The organism is Clostridium hominis (assembly GCF_014287825.1).
GTDB classification, from domain to species: domain Bacteria; phylum Bacillota; class Clostridia; order Clostridiales; family Clostridiaceae; genus Clostridium; species Clostridium hominis.
The window spans coordinates 127,628-152,361 of sequence record NZ_JACOOO010000031.1 but is presented as its reverse complement, the minus strand read 5'-3'; the positions used below and the strand labels follow the sequence as shown (position 1 = coordinate 152,361).

At 31.6% G+C, this 24,734-nt stretch carries 18 protein-coding genes and 2 tRNA genes; all 20 read right to left on the bottom strand.

The features are described from left to right. Positions 1 to 39: 39 nt before the first annotated feature. The 20 genes from H8S20_RS13995 to tilS all read right to left on the bottom strand — a co-directional run bounded on the left by H8S20_RS13995 (position 40) and on the right by tilS (position 24,733). Positions 40 to 114 (bottom strand) — tRNA-Asn (locus H8S20_RS13995). A 100-nt stretch (positions 115 to 214) separates the two neighbouring features. Continuing rightward, a tRNA-Asn gene (locus tag H8S20_RS13990) sits at positions 215 to 289 on the bottom strand. Between the two features lie 103 nt (positions 290 to 392). Continuing rightward, entirely contained in the window at positions 393 to 1,898 is a 1,506-nt protein-coding gene (gene lysS / locus H8S20_RS13985) for a lysine--tRNA ligase (RefSeq protein ID WP_032116960.1), read from the bottom strand. 15 nt (positions 1,899 to 1,913) lie between these two features. Continuing rightward, positions 1,914 to 2,396 carry a transcription elongation factor GreA gene (gene greA, locus H8S20_RS13980; protein ID WP_032116959.1) on the bottom strand — a complete coding sequence of 161 codons (483 nt, stop codon included), beginning with the start codon at positions 2,394 to 2,396 and terminating at the stop codon, positions 1,914 to 1,916. Between the two features lie 183 nt (positions 2,397 to 2,579). After that, positions 2,580 to 3,548, bottom strand: coding sequence for a tRNA dihydrouridine synthase DusB (gene dusB, locus H8S20_RS13975; RefSeq protein ID WP_186860497.1), 969 nt, complete (start codon positions 3,546 to 3,548; stop codon positions 2,580 to 2,582). Between the two features lie 6 nt (positions 3,549 to 3,554). Further along, positions 3,555 to 4,334 carry a type III pantothenate kinase gene (locus tag H8S20_RS13970; protein WP_032116957.1) on the bottom strand — a complete coding sequence of 260 codons (780 nt, stop codon included), beginning with the start codon at positions 4,332 to 4,334 and terminating at the stop codon, positions 3,555 to 3,557. Between the two features lie 129 nt (positions 4,335 to 4,463). Beyond that, positions 4,464 to 6,125: a formate--tetrahydrofolate ligase gene (locus H8S20_RS13965; protein WP_186860496.1), complete on the bottom strand. Its 1,662-nt coding sequence runs from the start codon at positions 6,123 to 6,125 to the stop codon at positions 4,464 to 4,466. 88 nt (positions 6,126 to 6,213) lie between these two features. Then, entirely contained in the window at positions 6,214 to 7,464 is a 1,251-nt protein-coding gene (purD, locus tag H8S20_RS13960; protein ID WP_186860495.1) for a phosphoribosylamine--glycine ligase, read from the bottom strand. Between the two features lie 60 nt (positions 7,465 to 7,524). Then, positions 7,525 to 9,030 carry a bifunctional phosphoribosylaminoimidazolecarboxamide formyltransferase/IMP cyclohydrolase gene (gene purH / locus H8S20_RS13955; RefSeq protein ID WP_186860494.1) on the bottom strand — a complete coding sequence of 502 codons (1,506 nt, stop codon included), beginning with the start codon at positions 9,028 to 9,030 and terminating at the stop codon, positions 7,525 to 7,527. A gap of 1 nt (position 9,031) precedes the next feature. Beyond that, positions 9,032 to 9,646, bottom strand: coding sequence for a phosphoribosylglycinamide formyltransferase (gene purN, locus H8S20_RS13950; RefSeq protein ID WP_032116953.1), 615 nt, complete (start codon positions 9,644 to 9,646; stop codon positions 9,032 to 9,034). Next, positions 9,634 to 10,638 (bottom strand): phosphoribosylformylglycinamidine cyclo-ligase, encoded by a 1,005-nt coding sequence (gene purM / locus H8S20_RS13945; protein ID WP_186860493.1) that lies wholly within the window; start codon positions 10,636 to 10,638, stop codon positions 9,634 to 9,636. Before purM ends, purN begins: the two co-directional genes overlap by 13 nt. Further along, complete coding sequence (gene purF / locus H8S20_RS13940) at positions 10,632 to 12,083, bottom strand: amidophosphoribosyltransferase (protein WP_186860492.1); 1,452 nt, start codon at positions 12,081 to 12,083, stop codon at positions 10,632 to 10,634. The genes purM and purF overlap by 7 nt, the downstream gene beginning before the upstream one ends. Positions 12,084 to 12,110: 27 nt before the next feature. Next, positions 12,111 to 12,821 (bottom strand): phosphoribosylaminoimidazolesuccinocarboxamide synthase, encoded by a 711-nt coding sequence (gene purC, locus H8S20_RS13935; RefSeq protein ID WP_032116950.1) that lies wholly within the window; start codon positions 12,819 to 12,821, stop codon positions 12,111 to 12,113. After that, positions 12,821 to 13,300 (bottom strand): 5-(carboxyamino)imidazole ribonucleotide mutase, encoded by a 480-nt coding sequence (gene purE, locus H8S20_RS13930; RefSeq protein WP_032116949.1) that lies wholly within the window; start codon positions 13,298 to 13,300, stop codon positions 12,821 to 12,823. The genes purC and purE overlap by 1 nt, the downstream gene beginning before the upstream one ends. 27 nt (positions 13,301 to 13,327) lie before the next feature. Beyond that, the gene (locus H8S20_RS13925; RefSeq protein ID WP_186860491.1) at positions 13,328 to 17,074 is read right to left on the bottom strand and encodes a phosphoribosylformylglycinamidine synthase; all 3,747 of its coding nucleotides are present in this window, start codon (positions 17,072 to 17,074) and stop codon (positions 13,328 to 13,330) included. A 306-nt stretch (positions 17,075 to 17,380) separates the two neighbouring features. After that, on the bottom strand, positions 17,381 to 18,667 hold the full coding sequence (locus H8S20_RS13920; protein ID WP_186860490.1) for an adenylosuccinate synthase: 1,287 nt from the start codon (positions 18,665 to 18,667) through the stop codon (positions 17,381 to 17,383). A gap of 195 nt (positions 18,668 to 18,862) precedes the next feature. Further along, positions 18,863 to 20,293 (bottom strand): adenylosuccinate lyase, encoded by a 1,431-nt coding sequence (gene purB / locus H8S20_RS13915; RefSeq protein WP_186860489.1) that lies wholly within the window; start codon positions 20,291 to 20,293, stop codon positions 18,863 to 18,865. Positions 20,294 to 20,949: 656 nt separating this feature from the next. Beyond that, complete coding sequence (gene ftsH, locus H8S20_RS13910; protein ID WP_186860488.1) at positions 20,950 to 22,752, bottom strand: ATP-dependent zinc metalloprotease FtsH; 1,803 nt, start codon at positions 22,750 to 22,752, stop codon at positions 20,950 to 20,952. Positions 22,753 to 22,794: 42 nt separating this feature from the next. Beyond that, on the bottom strand, positions 22,795 to 23,334 hold the full coding sequence (hpt, locus tag H8S20_RS13905) for a hypoxanthine phosphoribosyltransferase (protein ID WP_032116944.1): 540 nt from the start codon (positions 23,332 to 23,334) through the stop codon (positions 22,795 to 22,797). Between the two features lie 4 nt (positions 23,335 to 23,338). Then, entirely contained in the window at positions 23,339 to 24,733 is a 1,395-nt protein-coding gene (gene tilS / locus H8S20_RS13900; protein ID WP_032116943.1) for a tRNA lysidine(34) synthetase TilS, read from the bottom strand. Position 24,734: the final 1 nt, after the last annotated feature.

The window sequence follows — 24,734 nt, the reverse complement described above, 5'->3', positions numbered from 1 at the left end:
AGCTTAACTGAGCTAGTTACTTTTTTCTTAAGTTTAAAATGGCTCCGCGAAGAGGACTCGAACCTCCAGCCTATCGGTTAACAGCCGAGTGCTCCACCATTGAGCTATCGCGGAATATTCTATGATTCTCTAAATTTATAATTTAGCTAGAATCTCGTACTCCTCAACTCTGTCGAGTGAGTTTCCTTTTAACTTTTGCAATGAAGTTTAAAAATGGCTCCGCGAAGAGGGCTCGAACCTCCAACCTATCGGTTAACAGCCGAGTGCTCCACCATTGAGCTATCGCGGAACGTCATTGCATAATCTATTATATCAACTTTTATATAAAATGCAACCCCTTTTTTAAAATTTTATATAATAAAATTTTAAAAGTCGCCTTTCGGCGACTTTGATTAGTTTTGTGGTTTCATCGTTGGGAATAATATAACGTCTCTAATTGAAGCAGAATCAGTTAAGAACATAACTAATCTATCTATTCCAATTCCAAGTCCACCAGTTGGTGGCATACCTGTTTCTAATGCGCTCATGAATTCTTCGTCAATCATGTATGCTTCATCATCACCAAGTTCTCTTTCCTTAGCTTGTTGTTCAAATCTTTGTCTTTGAACTATAGGATCATTTAATTCAGAATATGCATTACATAATTCTCTACCGAATACAAATCCTTCAAATCTTTCAGTAAACATTTCATTTCCTCTCTTTTTCTTTGTAAGAGGAGAAATTTCTACTGGGTAATCTATAATGAATGTTGGTTGAATCATATGTTGTTCACCAAATTCTTCGTATAACATGTTTAATACTTCACCTTTAGTTACAGTATTTAATGGTTTTGGGAACTCTAAATGCTTCTCTTTAGCAATAGCTTGAGCTTCTTCATCTGTTTTTATTTCATTGAAGTCAATTCCAGCATATTCCTTAACAGCATCAACCATAGTTATTCTTCTCCATGGTGCCTTAAAGTCAATTTCAGTACCTTGGTAAGTAACTTTAGTAGTTCCATTTACCTTTTTACAAACATACTCTATCATGTTTTCAGTTATTTCCATCATGTCATTATAGTCAGCATAAGCTTCGTATAATTCAATCATAGTAAACTCTGGATTATGTCTAACAGACATTCCTTCGTTTCTGAAGTTTTTACCCATATCATATACTTTTTCAAGACCTGCAACTATTAATCTCTTTAAGTATAATTCTGTTGCTATTCTTAAATACATATCTATATCTAAAGTATTATGGTGAGTTATAAATGGTCTTGCAGCAGCCCCACCAGCAATTGCCCCTAATATTGGTGTTTCAACTTCTAAGAATCCTTTATTATCTAAGAATTCTCTAATTCCTTTGATAATTTGAGTTCTCTTTATTATAGTTTCTTTAACACCTGGATTAGTTATAATATCTACTTCTCTTTGTCTATATCTTAAATCTGGATCCTTTAATCCATGCCATTTTTCTGGAAGTGGTTTTAAAGATTTACAGATTAACTCTATCTCTTTAGCTTTAACAGAAACTTCTCCAGTTTTAGTCTTAAATACTTCACCAGTACAAGCAACCCAGTCACCTAAATCATTAGTCTTATATTGCTTTAAAGCTTCCTCTCCAACTTCATCAATCTTTATGAATAATTGGATTTTTCCATCTCTATCATGTATATCAGAGAAAACTACTTTTCCTTGACCTCTTTTAGACATAATTCTTCCAGCTACAGTAACTTCTTTACCTTCTAAAGCTTCAAAATTATCTTTTACTTCTTTTGAAGAATGTGTTCTGTTAACCTTATATACGTCAAACGGGTCCTTTCCTTCTTCTTGTAATTTAGCTAGTTTTTCTCTTCTTAAAGCTTCTTGCTCACTATATTGAGACTCTAGCTCTTGTATATTCATTTCTTCAGTTGACATTAATTCTACCTCCAATTAAGCTCTTCTAATTCCTAGAACTTCGAACTTACTAATTCCTTCTGGAACTGTAACTTCAACAACATCCCCAATTCTTTTACCTAGTAATGCTTCTCCTACTGGTGATTCATTTGAGATTTTAAAGTTCATTGGATCCGCTTCTGCTGATCCTACTATTGTGTATTCAACTTCTTCATCAAAGTCATAATCCTTAACCTTAACTACTGCTCCTACTGAAACTGTATCGCTTGGGATTTCACTTTCATCTACTACTTGTGCATTTTTTAACATATTTTCTAGTTGAAGGATTCTTCCTTCTGTAAATGCTTGGTCGTTCTTTGCTTCATCATATTCTGAGTTTTCACTTAAGTCCCCATACCCTAAAGCTACCTTAATTTTTTCAGTTATTTCTTTTCTTTTAACTGTTTTTAAATACTCTAACTCTTCCTCTAGCTTTTTAACTCCTTCATAAGTCATTATAAACTTTTTTGTTTGACTCATATCTTTCTCCCCTTCGAATCTTACTTTATTAAATACCTATTTATAGGTTAATAATCTTGAAATCATTTTAAATATTATAAAGCAGCCCTTTTGATATGTCAATAAAATTACACTCCATAAAAAATAGCGCTTTTCTTAATAATATTCTATATTTTGATATAAATTACTACTATAAGTATTATTTTATATCAAAAGATTTTTATACTCATTTAGCATCTCTATAACCTTGGAACTTTCATTCATAGAATTAATAGTATTTCTTAACTCACTACTATTTGGTAGTCCTTTAAGATACCACGATGCATGTTTTCTCATTTCTCTTACAGCTTTACGTTCTCCATCATATTTTAAAGCCAATTCATAATGTCTAATACACATATTTATTCTTTCTGTATCAGTTACTATAGAAGGTTCTTTATCATTTAAAACATCTTCTACTTGCTTAAATATCCATGGATTACCCATACTTCCTCTTGCTATCATAATAGCATCACAATTAGTAATATTTTTCATTCTTAAAGCATCTTCCGGTGTAAACACGTCTCCATTCCCTATTACTGGAATTGAAACAGCAGCCTTCACCTTAGCTATTATATCCCAATCTGCTTTACCTTCATACATTTGTTTTTTTGTTCTACCATGAATAGCAATAGCATCAGCACCTGCTTCTTCTAAAGCCTTCCCAAATTCTACAGCATTAATATTTTCTTCATCATAACCTTTTCTAAATTTTACAGTTACGGGCTTGTTCGAAACCTTTTTTATACTACTTACAATTTCTGCTGCTAATTTAGGATCTCTCATCAATGCAGATCCTTCATTGTTTTTTGTTATTTTTGGTGCAGGACATCCCATATTTATATCTAAAATACAAATATCCTCCATTGGGTTAAAATATTTTTGAACTACCTCTGCCATTATTTTAGGATCATTTCCAAAAATTTGAGCAGCAACAGGTTTTTCTTCATCTGCTATTCTTAATAATGCCTTAGTGTTATCACTTCCATAATATAATGCCTTCGCACTAACCATTTCTGTGTAAACTAAACCACATCCCATTTCTTTACATAATCCTCTAAAGGAAATATCCGTAACTCCAGCCATAGGTGCTAAGAAAACATTATTTTTAAAAGTAAGGTTCCCTATTTTCATCCTTTGTTACTCCCTATTCTTTTCGTATATTATTCTTAACCCCTCTAATGTTAAGTCTCCCTTAACTTCATCTATAACATCTGTCTGTCTAGCAATTGTGTTCGCTAACCCTCCAGTCGCTATTACAAAAGGTTCTCCTAATCCTAAGCTTTTCATCTCTTCTTTCGTCTTCTTAACAATGTACTCTACTTGACCTATATAACCATAAAGTATTCCAGCTTGCATACTTGTTATTGTATTTTTACATATAATATTTTTGGGTACTTCTAGCTCTATTCTTGGTAATTTAGCTGCTCTTTCAAATAAAGCATCTGAAGATATCTTTATTCCTGGTGATATGCATCCACCTAAATAATTTCCTTCCTTAGTTAATGCACAATAAGTCGTTGCTGTACCAAAATCTATTATTATTAAATCCTTATTATAAAGTTCATTAGCCGCTACTGCATTTACAATTCTATCTGCTCCGACTTCCTTAGGATTATCATACTTTATATTAATTCCAGTTTTGATTCCAGGGCCAACAACTATTGGCTCTATATCAAAGCTTTTTCTAACCATATTCTCTAAAGAATGCATTATGTTAGGTACAACTGATGATATGATTATACCTTTTACTTGTTTAGGATCTAATCCATTTTGAGTAAATAACTGCATAAGTTGAATACTATATTCATCAGAAGTTTTCTTGGTATCTGTAGAAAGTCTCCAGCTAGCTATATATTTGTTATCTTCATATATTCCTATAACTATGTTTGTATTCCCTACATCTACTAACAATATCATACAAGCACCACCTTAATATAATTAAAAGCAGCCTTTAAGCTGCCTTTAATCTTTATATCCTAATTAATTTAATCAATACTTTAATTTTAACAATTACATAACTTTTGTCAAGTATTTAGCCTTTATTCTCTAGAACAATCCAACAATTTTTCCATTTTCTTGTATATCCATTTTGTTAGCCGCAGGAACCTTTGGTAATCCAGGCATAGTCATTATATCTCCAGTTAATGCAACTATGAATCCTGCACCGTTTGAAACTCTTATTTCTTTAACAGTTACAACAAAGTTCTCCGGTCTTCCTAAAAGGGTTGGATCATCTGATAATGAATATTGAGTCTTAGCCATACATATTGGTAATTTATCTAGACCTATTCTCTCTAAATTAGCAATTTGCTTTTTAGCAGCATTAGTATAGTTAACACCAGTTGCTCCATATATCTCTTTCGCTATTGTTAATATCTTTTCTTCTATAGATTCTTCCTTATTATATATAGGTGCGAATTCTGATTTTTCCTCCAAAGATTGAATAACTGCATTAGCTAGGTCTACTCCGCCTTCTCCACCTTTTTCCCAAACTTCTGAAAGCGCAACCTTAACTCCTAGTTCTTCACAGAACTTCTTTATAGCTTCTTCCTCTTCTTTACTATCAGTTAAAAATCTATTTATAGCTACAACTACTGGAACATTATACTTTTGAATATTTTCTATTTGTTTTTGTAAGTTAGACAATCCATTCTTTAATGTTTCTACATTTGGAATGCTTAGTTCTTCCTTTTTACAGCCTCCATGATGCTTAAGTGCTCTTATTGTAGCAACTAAAACTACACATCCTGGTGTTAATTCTCCATATCTACATTTTATATCGAAGAATTTCTCTGCACCTAAATCTGCCCCAAAGCCTGCTTCTGTTACTACTATATCAGAAAGCTTTAAAGCCATCTTTGTTGCAATTATTGAATTACAACCATGAGCTATGTTAGCAAAAGGACCTCCATGAATTATCGCTGGAGTATTTTCTAAAGTTTGAACTAAATTAGGCTTTATAGCATCCTTCATTAATAATGCCATAGCACCTTGAATTTCTAATTGCTTTGCATATACAGGATTATTATCTAAATCATATGCAACTAATATGTTACCCATTCTTTCTTTTAAATCTTTTAAATCAGATGCTAAACAAAGAATAGCCATAATTTCAGATGCAACTGTTATCATGAATCCATCTTCTCTTAAGAATCCATTAATTGGTCCACCCATTCCTACTACTATGTTTCTTAAAGCTCTATCATTCATATCCATAACTCTTTTAAATAATATCTTTCTCGTATCTATTCTCAATAAGTTTCCTTGATGGATATGATTATCTATAGCTGCACATAATAAATTATTTGCACTTGTAATAGCATGCATATCACCTGTAAAGTGTAAATTAATATCTTCCATCGGAACTACTTGAGAATATCCACCTCCAGCTGCTCCGCCTTTTATTCCAAATACAGGTCCTAAAGAAGGTTCTCTTAATGCTATTATAGACTTTTTATTTAATTTACATAAAGCCTGACCTAACCCAACTGTAACTGTAGATTTTCCTTCTCCAGCTGGTGTTGGATTTATTGCAGTTACTAAAACTAACTTTCCATCTTTTCCTTCTTTGTTTAAAATATCTAAAGATAATTTACATTTATACTTTCCATAAAGATCTATATCATCTTCATTTAAACCTATAGATTCTGCAACTTTTACTATAGGTTCCATCTTAGCTTCTTGCGCTATTTCTATATCACTTTTCATTTTCATTACCCCCTAACTCGGCATTTATTATTATTTTTTTCATTATATCACCTAAACATACAAATTTAACATAATATTTAAAATATAATTATTTTGCAGTTCCAATATCTTTTCTACAATAAGCACCTTCAAAATTTACCTTTTCTCTAATCTTATATGCTACTTCCTTTGCTTCCTCTAAACTTTTTCCTTTTCCAACAACAGATAGAACTCTTCCTCCAGTAGTTATAAGCTTATCTCCTTCTAACTTTGCTCCAGCTATAAATACATTGTTTAATTCTATATTATCAATTTCTATTTCATATCCAGTGTAAGCTTTCTCTGGGTATCCTTTTGAAGAAAGAACAACATTTACACAATAGCCTTCTTCCCACTCTACTTTAGTATCCTCTAACTTTTGATCTAACGATTTTTCTATTAACTCTAAAAGATCCGTTTTCATTAAAGTAAGAACAGATTGAGTTTCAGGATCTCCCATTCTTACGTTATACTCTAAAAGCTTAACACCTTTTTCAGTTATCATTATTCCAAAGAATATTATTCCTCTAAAATCCATTTTCTCTTCTCTAATACCAACTAAAGTTTTATTCATTATATTATTGTAAAAATCTTTTAAAACCTCATCATTTACATATGGATTTGGACATACTACCCCCATACCACCTGTATTAGGTCCCTTATTTCCATCAAAAATTTGTTTATGATCTTTTGCTGATAAGAATGGGATTATTGTTTTTCCGTCTGTTATAGAAAGAATTGATGCTTCTATTCCAACTAAAAACTCCTCTATAACAATCTTCTTGCCTGCACCCTTAAACATATCTTGAATCATAAATAAATCTATAGTATCTAAAGCCGTACTTAGCTCTTCACAAATAACTACGCCTTTTCCAGCTGCTAATCCATCAGCCTTTATAACTATTGGATAATTACAAGTTTCTAAATATGCTTTTGCTTTTTCAGCGTCATAAAATACTTCATACTCAGCTGTGCTAACTCCATACTTTCTCATGAAGTCTTTTGAAAAACTTTTACTTCCTTCAAGTTCAGCACCTTTTTTATCAGGTCCAAATATTCTTAATCCTTCACTTCTAAACTTATCTACTATCCCTTTAGTTAAAGGTTCCTCAGGTCCTACAATAGTCAAATCTATATTATTCCCTTTTGCAAAAGATAAAAGTTCATCTATATCAGTTATATTTAAATTTTCACATTTCTCATATAAAGCTGTTCCACCATTACCTGGCGCTACATATATCTTAGATACCTTTTCATTTTGAATTATCTTAAAAGCAATAGCACTTTCTCTACCGCCAGAACCAACTAATAAAATCTTCATTTAAAAATCCCCCTATAATTAAAGCTATATGAAAAATTAGTTTCATATAGCTTTATAAAATTAGTGTTTAAAATGTCTAACTCCTGTAAACACCATTGATATTTCATGTTCATCACATGCGCTTATAGATTCTTCATCCCTTATTGAACCACCTGGTTGAACTATTGCTTTTATACCGTATTTAACTGCTTCATCTACGCAATCTCTAAATGGGAAGAATGCATCTGATGCTAATACAGTTGCTCCCTTTCCTCTTTCTAAAGCCTCAGTAGTTGCCCAAATTCTATTAACTTGTCCACCACCAATTCCTACTGCAACACCATCTTTAATAGCAACAATAGCATTAGATTTTACATACTTAACAACCTTCATTCCAAATTCCATATCCCTTAATTCAGATTCAGTTGGTTTCTTTTTAGTAACAATACTTAACTCATTTTTTAACTTTAAATCTTCCTCTTGAACTAGTATTCCACCATCAACAGTTACCATAAATTTTTTAGCACTTGGCTTTTGATTACATTTTATTACTCTTAAATTTTTCTTAGCTCTTAAAACTTCTAAAGCTCCTTCAGTAAACGCTGGTGCTGCAATAACTTCTAAGAATATTTTACTCATCTCCATGGCAGTCTCTTCATCTATCTCTCTATTTACTGCAACAATTCCACCAAATATAGATACTGGGTCTGCATCATGAGCTTTCTTATAAACTTCAAATGAAGTTTCTCCTATAGCAACTCCACAAGGTGTATTATGTTTTAATGCACAACAAGCTGTTTCCGCAAATTCATTACACACTTTCCATGCAATATCTAAATCTTTTATGTTATTGTAAGATAACTCTTTCCCATTTAATATTTCAAAGCTATTCATAGCTCCGTCAAACTCATTTGATGAATAATAAGCAGCACTTTGATGTGGATTTTCACCATATCTTAAGCTTTGTTTCTTTTTATATGAAATAGAAAGATATTCAGGATACTCTTCTTCATCTTCTAATAAGAAGTTAGATATAGCTGCATCATAAGCATTAGTTAAGTTAAATACCTTACCAGCTAAAATCTTTCTTAATTCAAATGAAACCTCTCCATTTTTCTTTATTTCATCTATAACTCTCTCATAGTCATCTTTATCACTTAAAACAACAACATCTCTAAAATTCTTAGCTGCTGATCTAAGCATTGTTGGTCCGCCGATATCTATAAACTCAACTTTTTCTTCAAAGCTTAAATCTTCACGAACTTTTTCAAAGAAAGGATATAAGTTAACTACAACATAGTCAATTGTATTTATTTCTCTTTCCTTTAAGGTATTCATATGCTCTTCTTTATCTCTTATAGCTAATATACCTGCATGTATAAGTGGGTGTAATGTCTTAACTCTTCCGTCTAGCATTTCTGGAAAACTTGTCACTTCATTTACTTCAATAACATTTATCCCATTATCTTTTAAGTATTTAAATGTTCCTCCTGTAGAAATAATTTCTACATCTATACTTTCTAAAAATTTAGCTAGATCTAAAACTCCATCTTTATTAAAAACACTTATTAAAGCTCTTTTTTTCATACTACACCTCTTCTTTTATAATAACCTTATTATTTACTATCTCAATTTTCCCTTCACTTATAAGCTTAATTGCTTTAGGAAGATTTAAATGTTCTTTTACTAAAATCTTTTTTTGAAGAGTTTCATAGGTATCGTCAGGTGTTACACTTACTATATCCTGTAAGATTATCGCACCTCCATCAACCTCTTCATTTACAAAATGAACTGTACACCCTGAATATTTAACACCCTTTTCAATAGCGGCTTTATGTACGTGCTCGCCATACATTTTATCTCCGCAAAAGGCTGGGATAAGAGAAGGATGAATATTTATTATTCTATTTTTAAATACCTTTAATATTTCACCTTCTAATATTGATAGATATCCAGCTAATACTATTAAATCAGCATCTCTTACTACTTCTAAAATTTTATTAGACGTTTCACATCCAAATTCTTTCTTACTAATAACACAAGTATTTATATTATGCTTTTTAGCTCGCTCTAAAGCATATATTCCATCTTTACTTCCGATAACAACATCTATTGAAGCATTTATGTATCCATCATTAATCTTATCTATTATTGATTGAAGGTTTGACCCTCCACCAGAAGCAAGTACTGCTATTTTAAACAAATACCCTCACCTCCAGATGTTATATATCCAATTTCATAAGCCTCTTCTCCACATTCCTTAAGCTCATTTAAAATGTCATTAACATCTTTTTCATCTACGCACAAAATAAATCCTATTCCCATATTAAAAGTGTTATACATATGCTCTCTGTTAACACCCAATCTTTCCATCTCTAAGAATATCTCTGGAAGTTCGTAACTTTCCTTTTCTATAACTGCAGTTAAATTTTCTCTTCCATTAAACATTCTTGGAACATTTTCAATAAATCCACCACCAGTTATATGAGCCATTCCTTTCACTGTAAATTTATCTAATATACTTAAAACTGGTTTAACATATATCTTAGTTGGTTCTAAAAGTGTTTCATATATTGGTCTACCATTAAACTCTCTATCTAAATCATTAAACACTTTTCTTACAAGCGAATATCCATTTGAATGAATTCCAGAAGAAGCTATTCCTATAAGCCTGTCTCCCTCTTTAATGTCTTGCCCACTTATTATTTGGTCTTTTTCAATCACGCCTACTGCAAAACCTGCAATATCATAATCTCCTTCTTTATAAAATCCTGGCATCTCAGCAGTTTCTCCACCAATTAATGCACAAGCTGATTGAAGACATCCTTCTGAAACACCTTTTACTAAATCCGCTGCTACTTCTGCCTCAAGCTTTCCACATGCTATATAATCTAAGAAATATAAAGGTCTTGCTCCATGACATAAAATATCATTAACGCACATAGCAACACAATCTATACCTACAGTATCATACTTTCTCTTTTTACAAGCTATATCTAATTTAGTACCTACTCCATCAGTTCCTGAAACAAGAACTGGTCTTCTATATCCTTCTGGTATTTCAATCATGCCTCCGAAAGATCCTAAGCCATTTAAAACATACTTACTCATAGTTTCTTTTGCGTAGTTTTGAATAAGTTTTACAGACTTATATCCTTCTTCTATATTAACCCCTGATTCCTTGTAAGTTAGCATAACACTTCTTCCTCCTCAAGATTCTCATTTAATTTTTCCATTGGTGCTGAAACTGGATAAACTCCATTAAAGCATCCTACACAGAAGTTTCTTCTTCCGTAAAAACCTTCATACATTCCTTCTAAACTTAAGTATCCTAAAGAATCACATCCTATTGATTCTCTTATTTCTTCTACTGATTTATTAGCTCCTATAAGTTCACTTCTATAAGGAGTATCTATTCCAAAATAACAAGGGAATTTAACTATTGGTGATGCTACAAGAAAATGTACTTCTGTAGCTCCTGCCCTTCTTAGAGAATCTATTAAATGCTTTGATGTAGTACCTCTTACTATAGAATCATCTATAAGAATAACTCTTTTTCCATTTACATTAACTTTAAGAGGATTTAACTTTACTGCCACTGCTCTTTCTCTAAACTCTTGAGATGGTGATATGAATGTTCTTCCCACATATCTATTTTTAACAAATCCCATCTCATAAGGAATTCCTGAAGCCTTAGAATATCCAACAGCCGCTGGTATTCCTGAATCAGGAACTGCCACTACTAAGTCAGCATCTATCTTATGTTCTTGGTAAAGAACTTCTCCTTGCTTAACTCTTGTATTATAAACATCCAATTCATCTATAACTGAATCCGGTCTTGCAAAGTATATATATTCAAAAGCACAAGTCTGACATGTAGTTCCTTCTGAATACTTAATAGATTTAACTCCATCACCATCAATCACCACTATCTCTCCTGGTTCTATATCACGAACTAACTCCGCTCCTACAGAATCTAAAGCGCAACTTTCAGAAGAAAGAACGTAGCCTTCATCAATCTTTCCAAGACAAAGAGGTCTTATTCCATGTGGATCTCTTATTCCTATTAACTTATCCTTTGTCATAATAACCATTGCAAAAGAACCTCTTACTGCAGAAATTGCATTAACAACAGCTCTTTCTATACCTCTCTTTGAACTTCTAGCTATAAGTGATGCTAAAACCTCTGAATCAACTGATGTATGAAATACATGTCCACCATCCTCTAATAACTCACGTATAACATCAGCATTTACTAAGTTTCCGTTATGAGCCATAGCTATAGGACCTAGCTTTGTATTAGCTAAAAGCGGTTGTGCATTTTCAACCGTTTTAGCTCCAGCTGTAGAATATCTAACATGACCTATACTTATATTCCCATTTAAAGATCTAAGATAATCCAAATTATCATTATTAAAAGCTTCTGTAATTAAACCCAGTCCTCTATGAATCTTTACTTCTTGTCCATTAGCAACTGCTATTCCTGCACTTTCTTGTCCTCTATGTTGAAGTGCATAAAGACCATAATAAGTTACTGATGCAACATCAACTGGTTGGTTTACATATATCCCAAAAACACCACATTCGTCTTTAAATTTATCATTTGCAGGATCCATAATGTCAATTGATGAATTTATCATTTTTAAATCTCCCTTAAATTCTTTATTTTACCCTTGTATTCTCTTTAAAATTTCTACGTATGCTTCTTCAACGTTACCCATATCTCTTCTAAATCTATCTTTATCTAACTTTTCTCCAGTAGTTGAATCCCAGAATCTACATGTATCTGGTGATATTTCATCAGCTAAAACTACTTCCCCATTTGGTAGTCTACCAAATTCAATTTTGAAATCTATTAAATCTATATTTTGCTTTTTAAAGAACTCTTTTAGAAGTTCATTTATCTTAGCAGTCATTTCATAAATACTATTTAACTCTTCAAAAGTAGTTGCTCCAATACCAACGGCATGATAATCATTTATTAATGGATCTCCTAGGCTATCATCTTTATAAGATAATTCGAATACAGTAGTTTTTAATTTAAAGCCTTCTTCTAATCCTAATCTCTTTGCCATGCTTCCAGCAGCAACATTTCTTACTATAACTTCAAGGGGTACTATTTCCACTCTTTTGCAAAGTTGATCTCTATCATTTAACTTTTCTATGAAGTGAGTTTTAATTCCATTCTTATTTAACATTTCAAAAATCATTGATGTAATTTGATTATTAAGAACACCTTTATTTTGTATTTGAGCCTTCTTTTCTCCGTTAAAAGCTGTTGCATCATCTTTGTAATGAACAATTACATTCTCCTCATTGTCAGTTCTAAAAATTTGTTTTGCTTTACCTTCATATAATTTTTCATACTTATTAACCATTATAATTCCACTCCTTGTCCATTCTCTTCTATAAATTTTTTCTTCATATTTATTCTAAAATCTACCAATTTCTCTTTTATTTCAGGATATTTTAATGAAAGCATTTGAACTGCTAACATCCCAGCATTATAACTATTGTTTATTCCAACTGTTGCAACCGGAATAGACTTTGGCATTTGCACAATTGATAAAAGTGCATCTAGCCCCTCAATGGCTGCTTTAACAGGAACTCCAATTACAGGCAATATAGTTTGAGATGCAATTACTCCCGGCAAATGTGCTGCAAGTCCAGCTCCTGCTATTATTACTTCATAACCCTCTTTTTCGATTTCTTTTAAAGTTTCTTCTAATTTTTCTGGCACTCTATGAGCAGAAAGAATAAAGGCTTTATATTCTACTCCAAATTCTTTTAAACAGTTAGCTGCACCTCTCATAACTTCGGTATCTGATTTACTTCCAAAAAATATTGCTACCTTCATAAATACACTCTCCTCAATTCGAATAATTTATTTAAAATAATTTAATCCTGATTTAAATAAGCCTTGTTCAAAGTTACCTTCCATATTCTTATAAAGATTGCTTCCTGTTCTTTCAGAGTGAGCCATCTTTCCTAATATTCTTCCATCAGGACTTGTAATAGCTTCTATAGCACACATTGACCCATTTGGATTGAAAGGCATGTCCATCGATATATTTCCTTCAAAATCAACATATTGTGTAGCTATTTGTCCATTTTTCACCAATGACTCTAATAGTTCTTTTGGCGCAACAAACTTACCTTCTCCGTGAGATATTGGTACGGTATGAACATCTCCTAAGCTAACCTCGTTAAACCATGGTGATTTTTTAGAAACTATCTTAGTTCTAACCATTGAAGACATATGTCTATTTATATTATTGAAAGTTAATGTTCCCATATTTTCTTCTATATCACATATTTCACCATATGGTAGAAGACCTAACTTCATAAGTGCTTGGAAGCCGTTGCAGATTCCTAGCATCAATCCGTCTCTATTATTTAATAGCTCCATTACAGCTTCTTTTATCTTTTCATTTCTTAAAACATTAACTATAAATTTAGCCGATCCATCTGGTTCGTCTCCAGCAGAGAATCCACCTGGAAGCATTATGATTTGTGAGTTATCTATTTCTTTCTTTAATCTATCTAAAGATTCTAGAAGTGCTTCTTTATTATAGTTTCTTAAAACTACCTCTCTGACCTCTCCGCCTTCTCTTTCAAAAGCTCTCCTGCAATCATATTCACAGTTTGTTCCTGGGAATACTGGAATAACTATTTTGGGTTTTGCTACCTTTATTAAAGGAGAAACCTTACTTCCTTCTTTATATAAAACTTCTTCTAGTTTTCCTTCTGAACTTTTTATTTTTGATTTAAATACATTTTTTAATTTTCTTTCATATTCTTCACTTACTTCATTTAATGAAATATTTAAATCAAGATCTTCTGATAAAATCATTTCTTCATTTATAGTTTCACCTATTACTATATAGTTCATAGTGCTAAGCTCTTTTTCATCTAATTCTTTATCAACTTCTAAAATAAAGCTTCCATAGTTAAATCCAAATAACTCTTCATTAGTTAATGAATTAAACTTAACTCCTACTTTATTTCCTAACGCCATTTTGCTTAAACCTTCTGCTACTCCACCAAATTTAAGTGAATATGCGCTTAAAACTTTCTTATCAGTTATTAATTTATTTAAAGTAACTAAGTTATTTTTAAACATCTCAGATTTTAAAGTTCCATCTTCTTCTTTTTCTGATTTAACTAATATTATCTTAGACCCTGCTTTCTTAAATTCTGGGGATATAGCATCTTCACTATTAATCATTCCAACTGCAAATGATATAAGTGTTGGAGGTACATCCATTTCTCCAAAGCTACCTGACATTGAATCCTTACCACCTATAGCAGGTATCTCTAAATCCATCTGTGCTTTATATGCTCCTAAAAGTGCTGAGAAAGGTTTGCCCCATCTTTCTTTTTTATCTCCTAACTTTTCAAAGTACTCTTGGAATGTTAATCTTGCTTTTCTATAATCTCCACCGATACAAGAAAGTTTAGTTATTGATTCTATAACTGCATAATATGCCATATGGAATGGACTCCATGTTCCAAGCTCTGGATTAAATCCATAAGTCATTATTGATGCTGAATTTGTTTCCCCTTTTTGCACTGGAATCTTAAATACCATACCTTCGGCTGGAGTTCTTGAATATTTTCCTCCCAATGGCATAAGAACTGTTCCGCTTCCAATAGTCGAATCAAACCTTTCAATTAAACCTTTTTTATCACAAACATTTAACTGATTAAGAGTTTCTATCCACTTATCCTTTACATTAACTTCACCTACTGCAAATGGATATTCAGCCGGAGCTGTTACTTTCACTTTTGTTTCTTGAGTCTCTCCGTTTGTATCTAAGAAGCTTCTCTTTATATTAACAATTGTGTTACCTCTCCAGAACATTCTTAATCTTTCTGTATCGGTAACTTCTGCAACAACTACAGCTTCTAGATTTTCTTCACTGGATAACTTTATAAACTTCTCTATATTTTCTCTTTCTATAACTACTGCCATTCTTTCTTGAGATTCTGATATAGCTATTTCAGTTCCATCTAATCCCTCATACTTTTTAGGAACTTGATCTAAATCTATATCAAGTCCTCTACATAATTCTCCAATAGCTACCGAAACTCCACCTGCTCCAAAATCATTACATCTTTTTATCATTCTAGTAACTTCTTTATTTCTAAATAATCTTTGAATTTTTCTTTCTGTAGGCGGATTTCCTTTTTGAACTTCTGCTCCACATTCATTTATTGAATCTTCTGTATGCTCCTTTGAGGAACCTGTTGCTCCTCCGATTCCATCTCTTCCTGTCTTTCCACCTAGAAGAACTACAACATCACCTTTTTGTGGTTCCTCACGTCTAACATTTTCCTTTGGTGCTGCTGCAATAACTGCTCCAACTTCCATTCTCTTAGCTGCGTAATTTGGGTGGTAAACCTCATCAACTTGTCCTGTTGCAAGGCCGATTTGATTTCCATATGAACTATATCCACTTGCTGCTCCAAGAGTTATAGTTCTTTGAGGTAACTTTCCTTTTATAGTTTCTTCTATGCTAACTGTTGGATCTGCTGCTCCTGTAACTCTCATAGCCCCATATACATAAGTTCTTCCTGAAAGAGGATCCCTAATAGCTCCTCCAAGACAAGTTGCTGCTCCTCCAAAAGGTTCAATTTCTGTTGGATGGTTATGTGTTTCATTTTTAAACATTAGAAGATATTCTTCTTCTCCGCTCTCTGTTTCAACCTTTATATTTATTGAACATGCATTAATCTCATCTGATATATCTAAATCTTCTGTAAGTCCTCTTTTTCTTAATTCCTTCATACATATTACAGCTAGGTCCATTAAATTTATATCTCTATCTGTATCTTCTCCATAAACAAAATCTCTTGAACTCATATAAGCTTCATATTCTTTTTTTACTGGAAGGTTGTACTTTCCATCTTCTATTTCAATTTCTTTTATTGAGGTCAAGAATGTAGTATGTCTACAATGATCTGACCAATAAGTATCAATAACCTTTATTTCAGTTATACTTGGATCTCTATTTTCTGATAAGAAATACTTTCTTATCAGCTCTAAATCTCCAATGCTCATAGCTAATCCCATAGTTTTATGGAATTCTTTTAACTCATCTATATTTTTATCAATAAACCCATTTAAAACTTCTACAGCTTCAGGCTCCCTATATTCATTTGTCAGCTCTACTGAATTTATATCTACTTCTCTTGAATCAACAGGGTTTATAAAATATGATTTTATTTTTTCTATATCATTATTAGATATATTACCTTGTAGAATTATAATTTTGCTCCATTTAACATCTACTCTCTTTTCCTTTGTTAAAAGCATTAAACATTCTGAAGCAGAGTCAGCTCTTTGATCGTATTGGCCTGGTAAGAACTCTACCCCAAAAGCAATGTCCCCTTCTTTAATATCTAATTTCCCTTCATAAACGTTATCCACTGGTAGCTCAGAAAAAATAGTCTTTAATGCTGTTTCATAATACTCTTCTTCAATCTCTCCAATTATGTACTTATTTAAAACCCTAACATTATCTAACGTCTTAATAGCAAGATTATCCCTAAAATCTTCTAAAAGCAATTTACCTTCAACATTAAAACCTTCTTTTTTTTCAACGAATATAATTCTATTGCAAGCCATAAATTCTCCTCCAATAATATTCAAATTTTATTTAAAACCTTTTTTCCATATTATCCCTCGTTATTTAAATAATAACATTGCACCTCAAAATAAGTCAACATTTTTTAAAAATATTATTTTATTGTTCGTAATATATAACATATTATTAATATTTTATTTACCTCATTATTCGTATATAGTGTATTCTTATCACTTTCTTCAACTAATAAATCTGATCAACTTAAAAATGATTTGATTTATTTATTCATATAAAAAAGTGTAAAAAATAAAGCTGTGCATAATTTGCAACAGCTTTACTCTTTATAATTATAATGGTTTAATTCTCATAGTTTGGTCTCTTTTGGGCCCAACAGAAACTATTGATATTCTTGTATCAGTTAACTCTTCAATTCTCTCTAAATACTTTCTCGCATTTGGATGTAGCTCTTTATAGCTTCTTGCATCAGCAACTGATTCATCCCAACCTTCAAATTCTTCATATATAGGCTCACACTTAGCTAAATCTTCTAAGCTAGCTGGGAAGTAATCTATTACTTTATTATTAAACTTGTATCCTACACATATCATAACTTTATCTAACCCAGCTAAAGTATCAATCTTTGTAACAGCTAAAGACGTTAATCCACTTACTCTTACAGATGTTTTTAAGATAACTATGTCTAACCATCCACATCTTCTTGATCTACCAGTAGTTACTCCATATTCATGGCCCTTTTCTCTTATCCATTCTCCAATTTCATTATCTAATTCTGTTGGGAATGGTCCCTTACCAACCCTAGTAGTGTATGCTTTAGCTATACCTACAGCATTTGTAATCATATTTGGTCCTATACCAACACCACTTGCAACTCCTCCAGCAGTTGTGTTTGATGAAGTTACGAATGGATATGTTCCGTAATCTATATCAAGAAGCATTCCTTGAGCTCCTTCAAACAGAACAGTTTTATTTTTCTTTATATCGTCATAAATTCTTACTGACGTATCTTGAACAAAAGGTCTTAATCTTTCAGCATATTCTATATATTCATTGTATATTTCATCAAAGTTTAGAGGTTCGCCACCAAGTATTTTAGTTATATAATCATTTTTAAGACTTATGTTTGTTTCTAATTTTTCTCTAAATACTTCCTTATTTATAAGGTCGCATATTCTTATTCCACATCTTTCAAATTTATCTGTATAACATGGTCCTATGCCTTTTCCTGTAGTTCCTATGTCATTTTTACCTCTTGCTTTTTCTTTTAATTTATCAAGAGTCTTATGGTATGGCATTATAACATGTGCTCTATCACTTACTATTAATTTTTCTGGAGTTACTTTAACTCCCTCTCTTTCTAAATAATCTATTTCAGAAAAAAGAGCTATTGGATCTACAACTACACCATTTCCTATTACATTTAACTTTTCATCATGTAATATTCCTGAAGGTATTAAGTGAAGTTTGTATTGTTTCTCACCAACTTCTACAGTATGACCTGCATTATTTCCTCCCTGAAATCTAACAACTACTTCAGCTTCTTCTGCTAAGTAATCTGTCATCTTACCTTTACCTTCATCTCCCCATTGAGCTCCTAAAACAATAAATGTCGACATTTCAACTGCCTCCTTTTAAGACATAATTTTCTATTTAAAAGTATTTAGAGACATTTTATATCCCTGTACCAGGGTATCAAAGTCGTTTAAACCTTTCAATATTTATTACGAATACTTTTTACCTTTATTTTTTATATAATTCGTAGATATATGCATAATTATTATAAATACCAAAACTCCCTAAGGGAGCATTTATTATACTGTTATTTCACTCTTTATATTCACTGCATTTTTATATCTATCTACTATAGGATTTACATATTCATCAATGAATTCAACAACTTGACTTTCTGCTCTTCCTGTAAATAACTTTGGATCTATTATACTTAATATTTCTTCTTCAGTTAATTTAAATGAATCATCCGCAATTATTCTTTTAATTAAATCATTGTCAAGACCTTCGCCTTTAACTCTCTTAGCAGCTTCCATTGAATGTACTCTGATTCTTTCGTGAAGTTCTTGTCTGTCTCCACCTCTTTTTACAGCTTCCATCATGATGTTTTCAGTAGCCATAAATGGAAGTTCACTATCAACATGAGCTCTTATTACCTTATCATATACAACCATATTTTCTGAAATATTTATGTAAAGATTTAATACGCCATCTAAAGCTAAAAATGCTTCTGCTACTGCTATTCTCTTATTAGCTGAATCGTCTAGTGTTCTCTCAAACCACTGAGTAGCAGCTGTTATTGCAGGATTTAATGAGTCTACTATAACATATCTAGCAAGTGCTCCTATTCTTTCACTTCTCATAGGATTTCTCTTATAAGCCATGGCAGATGACCCTATTTGATTCTTTTCAAACGGTTCTTCCATTTCTTTCATACTTTGAAGTAATCTTAAGTCATTACTAAACTTATAAGCACTTTGTGCAATTTCAGATAATGTATTTAACACTATTGAATCAAGCTTTCTTGGGTAAGTTTGACCTGTTACACCATAACTTTTTTCAAACCCCATCTTCTTAGCAACAATTTTGTCTAATTCTTTAACCTTTTCTTCATCACCATCAAAAAGAGTCATAAAACTTGCTTGAGTACCTGTAGTCCCTTTAACTCCCCTTAATTTTAAAGTACTTAAAAGAAATTCAATATTCTCTATATCCATAACTAAGTCTTGCATCCAAAGAGTTGCTCTTTTTCCTACTGTAGTTAATTGCGCTGGTTGGAAATGTGTAAATCCTAATGTAGGCATTCCCTTATACTCCATTGCAAACTTGCTTAATCTATGTAAAACTGTAACTACTTTATTTCTTATTAACTCTAAAGCATCCCTTAAAATAATAATATCTGTATTATCTCCTACGTAACAACTTGTAGCTCCTAAGTGTATTATTCCTTTAGCACTAGGACATTGAAGCCCGTAAGCATAAACATGACTCATTACATCATGTCTTACTTCTTTTTCCTTTTTTATTGCTTCGTCATAATTTATATTATTTATATTCGCTCTTAATTCTTCTAACTGTTCTTCAGTTATCTCTAATCCAAGCTCTTTTTCTCCCTCTGCTAAAGCTACCCAAAGCTTTCTCCAAGTAGAAAATTTCATATCATCGGAAAATATATAACTCATTTCTTTTGATGCGTATCTTGTGTTAAGCGGTGTATCATAAACATTTCTCATCCTATACCTCCATACGAACATAGTTTTATTTTTTTAACTTTTCATTCGTATTGTAGCACACTTTATTACTTTTTTCACTCTTTTTGTAAAAGTGATTTAGTAATTTAACATTTATTTTATTCCTCATTAATAACGTCTTCAAAGTAATATACATAATCTTTACTGTCTAAATCGATTGGGATTTAAGCAAATTATAATCATCAAATGCTCTCATAATTATATCTAGCACTTCTTTATCTTCATAAATTTTTTGAGGAATTTAGTATAATATGCTTTTGTTTAATTTTTTAAAGTGCATCTACAACAACGTTTAAAAGCTTTATTCATATACCTATAATCAGAAAACCTCAACTATAGCAAATATGTATTAATTATAATAATATCTCCAGAATTAAATTGTAATTTTTTATCATTAATTATAACAATAGTATTCCCTTTTAATACACCTTATTATAAAAATTATTATCAATCTCTAAAATCACCTTTCATTGCAATAGCAAGATTGTCATCTAATATTGAGTTATAAATATAATTTATTCTAATCAAAATTTCTTAAACCGTAGTTACAAAATAATTAATACTAAATATCAAATAAAAAAGGATACAGTATATCTAAATACAGTATCCTTTTCATTCTATAACATTATTTTCGTTATTTAGTTCGCATCAAATATTGCTTCAAATTCCTTACCATCAATTTTTTCTTTATCTAATAACTCAATAGCTACAGCATGTAACTTTGATATATTGGTCTTTAATAAGGATTCAGCTGTATCATATGCTTCTGATATAAATTTCTTAATCTCTATATCTATCTTAGCCCCTACTTCTTCACTGAAGTTTCTGCCTCTACCTAAATCTCTTCCTAAGAAGACTTCATTATTATCACTTCCATATGAAATAGTTCCTATCTCATCACTCATTCCATATTCCATAACCATAGATCTCGCAATAGCTGAAGCTCTATCTATATCATTTTTAGCTCCAGTACTTATATCTCCAAGAATCAGTTTTTCTGCTACTCTTCCTCCAAGTAAGCCTACCATCTCATCTTTTAATTTTTCCTTTGATGTATAAGCTCTATCTTCAGTAGGTAAATGCATAGTATATCCACCAGCCATACCTCTTGGAATAATACTTATTTCATGTACAGGATCTGAATGCTTTAATAATTTCATTACAACAGCATGCCCTGCCTCATGGTAAGCTGTAAGCTTTCTATCATGTTCACTAATAGTTCTGCTCTTCTTTTCCGGACCTGCTATAACTCTTGTTATAGCTTCTTCAAATTCATCCATTCCAATTGTCTTTTTATCTTTTCTAACAGCTAAAAGAGCTGCTTCATTTGCTAAGTTTTCTAAATCTGCCCCACTAAATCCTGGCGTTCTCTTAGCTAAAACTTCTAAGCTAACACTTGGGTCTAGAGGTTTCTTTGTAGTATGAACCTTTAGTACAGCTTCTCTACCTTGTCTATCTGGTCTTCCTACAACTATTTGTCTATCAAATCTACCTGGTCTTAGAAGAGCTGGGTCTAGTATGTCAGGTCTATTTGTAGCCGCTATCATAATTATTCCTTCATTAGCTCCAAATCCATCCATCTCAACTAGTAACTGATTAAGTGTTTGTTCTCTTTCATCATGACCTCCACCTAATCCTGCTCCTCTTTGACGACCAACAGCATCAATTTCATCAATAAATACTAACGATGGAGCACTTTTCTTTGCTTGCTCAAATAAGTCTCTTACTCTTGAAGCTCCAACTCCAACGAACATCTCAACGAAATCAGATCCTGATATACTAAAGAATGGAACACCCGCTTCTCCTGCTATAGCCTTAGCTAATAAAGTTTTACCTGTTCCAGGAGGTCCTACTAAAAGTACACCCTTAGGTATTCTTGCTCCCATTTCTGTATATCTTGATGGTTGTTTTAAGAAATCTACTATTTCTTCTAACTCAGCTTTTTCTTCATCAGCTCCTGCAACATCATCAAATGTTACTCGCTTACTATCAGGAGTCATCATCTTAGCTCTGCTTTTTCCAAAGTTCATAACTCCCTTTCCGCCACCACCACCTTGGGATTGTTGGGTGAATATAAATATAAATATCCCAAATAATACCATTATCATAACTGTCGGAATAATACTTACCCAAAAACTATTATTTGATGGTGGTATGTATTCCATCTTAACATCATCTTTAGGATATTGAGCATTAAGTGCCTCTAGCATAGTATCTGGTGCGTAAACGGTAAACTTATTACCATCTCTCGTTTCTCCTGTAATGGTCATTTTATCAGTTTGAATAGTAACACTTTCAATCTCATTGTTTATCCATTTTTGTTGAAAATCACTAAATACTATTTTGTCAGCTGTATTGCCTCCATTTAGTAAAAATGTAGCTGATAGAATTAATAAAAATATGGCTATTATCCATACAGTTGCACTTGAATACTTCTTCATCCAAGGCCCCCCTTTCTTCACTTTAATCTATTTGCCTAAATATTATTTTTCATAAACTGATCTTTTTAGAATTCCTACGAAAGGTAAATTTCTATATTTATTAGCATAATCTAACCCATATCCAACTAAGAATTCATCAGGAACTTCAAATCCAACATATTTTACATCTATGTCAACTTTTCTTCTAGCTGGTTTACTTAGTAATGTAACTATCTCTATAGACTTAGCATTTCTTCCTTTTAGGAAATCAACTAAATATTCTAAAGTAATTCCACTATCTATAATATCTTCTGCTATTATTACATCTTTGCCTTCTATGCTGTTATCTAAGTCTTTAAGTATTCTTACCACTCCAGAACTTTCTGATGATACACCATAGCTTGATACAGACATAAAATCCATTTCACATGGAATAGAAATATTTCTAACTAGGTCTGAAACAAATATTACTGAACCTTTTAATACTCCTACAACTAATAATTCTTTTCCTGCGTACTCTTCACTTATAGCTTTTCCTAATTCCTTTATTTTTAAAGCTATTTTTTCCTCACTTAATAGTATTTCTTGAACGTCATTCACCATTTTTTTAAACCCTTTCTCTAAATGTTATTTTTAATATTTGTTTTGTATTACTAGTTACTTTAAATTGTTCAGAAACTTTAACACCTACAACCCAAGCTATTTTTTCATCAAAACAAACTATAGGAATTATATTTCTAATTTCCTTGGGAATTTTTGAATTTATAAATACATCTTTTAACTTCTTGGTACCTTTCATTCCTATAGGCACCATTTTATCCCCATCCTTACGATTTCTTATAATAATTCCTTCTTCTATCTTATCATAATCAAAAAACTTTATTAAGTCATTATTGGAAAATTCTATGTTATTTTTTTTGCTAATAATTTGTAGTTCAACTTCATATTTTGAAAATTCGATTTCGTCAACTAAATCTTCTTTTTTTATATAGACCTCTTGTGCTTTAATACTCTCTTCCTTATCTTTTCTCTGTTTAAATATTATATCCCCATAAATATTTTGAACTACTATTCCATTTGTTAAGTGCACCTCTTTATTAGTACCTAACTTTGATAATTCTATAATATCTACTATATGCTTCATTTCGAAATTTTTATGAGAATTTGATATATTCTTAAAACTTCTCTTTAATACTCTAGTAGTTATAGCTTCTTTTTCATTTTCAAACAACTCTTTACGTACTATTATTTTATCATTTTCTTCTTTGCAATATTTTCTGTATGCCATAGCTGCAACTTCTTCTAAATACTCATTATCCTTTTGTAACAATAAAGCCATTCTATTTAAAGTATCAATAATATCTTCATTGAAATTTTCCTTCATATAAGGAAGAATATCTAATCTAACTTTATTTCTATTATATATCTTTTCATAATTACTTTTATCTATTCTTGGCTCTAGTCTATACTTTTCACAATATCTTTCAATTTCATTTCTATTTAAGCAAAGGATAGGTCTTATAATTCCATCTTCTCTTTTTGCCTTGATTCCAGTTAACCCCTCTAATCCACTTCCTCTCATAAGTCTCATTAAAATAGTCTCTGCTTGATCATTAGAATTATGCGCTACTGCAATCTTATTATAAGAAGACTTCTCTTTTATTTTGTTAAAGGCTTTATATCTTTCCTCACGACCAGCTAATTCTATAGATTGACCTTCTTTTTCTGCTATAGCCTTTATATCAATTCTTTCTACATAATTTTCTACATCTAAGGCTCTACATAATTCCTTTGTATAGTTCTCATCATCTATAGCTTCTTCACCTCTTAATAGATGGTTTATATGTATTGCTCCCAATCTTAAATTAAATTCGCTTCTCAATCTAGCTAATATATGTAATAAACATACTGAATCAGGTCCTCCTGATAGGGCTACAAGAATATTATCGCCTTTATCTATAAGTTCATTTTCTAAAATATACTCTCTTACTTTATCTAACACT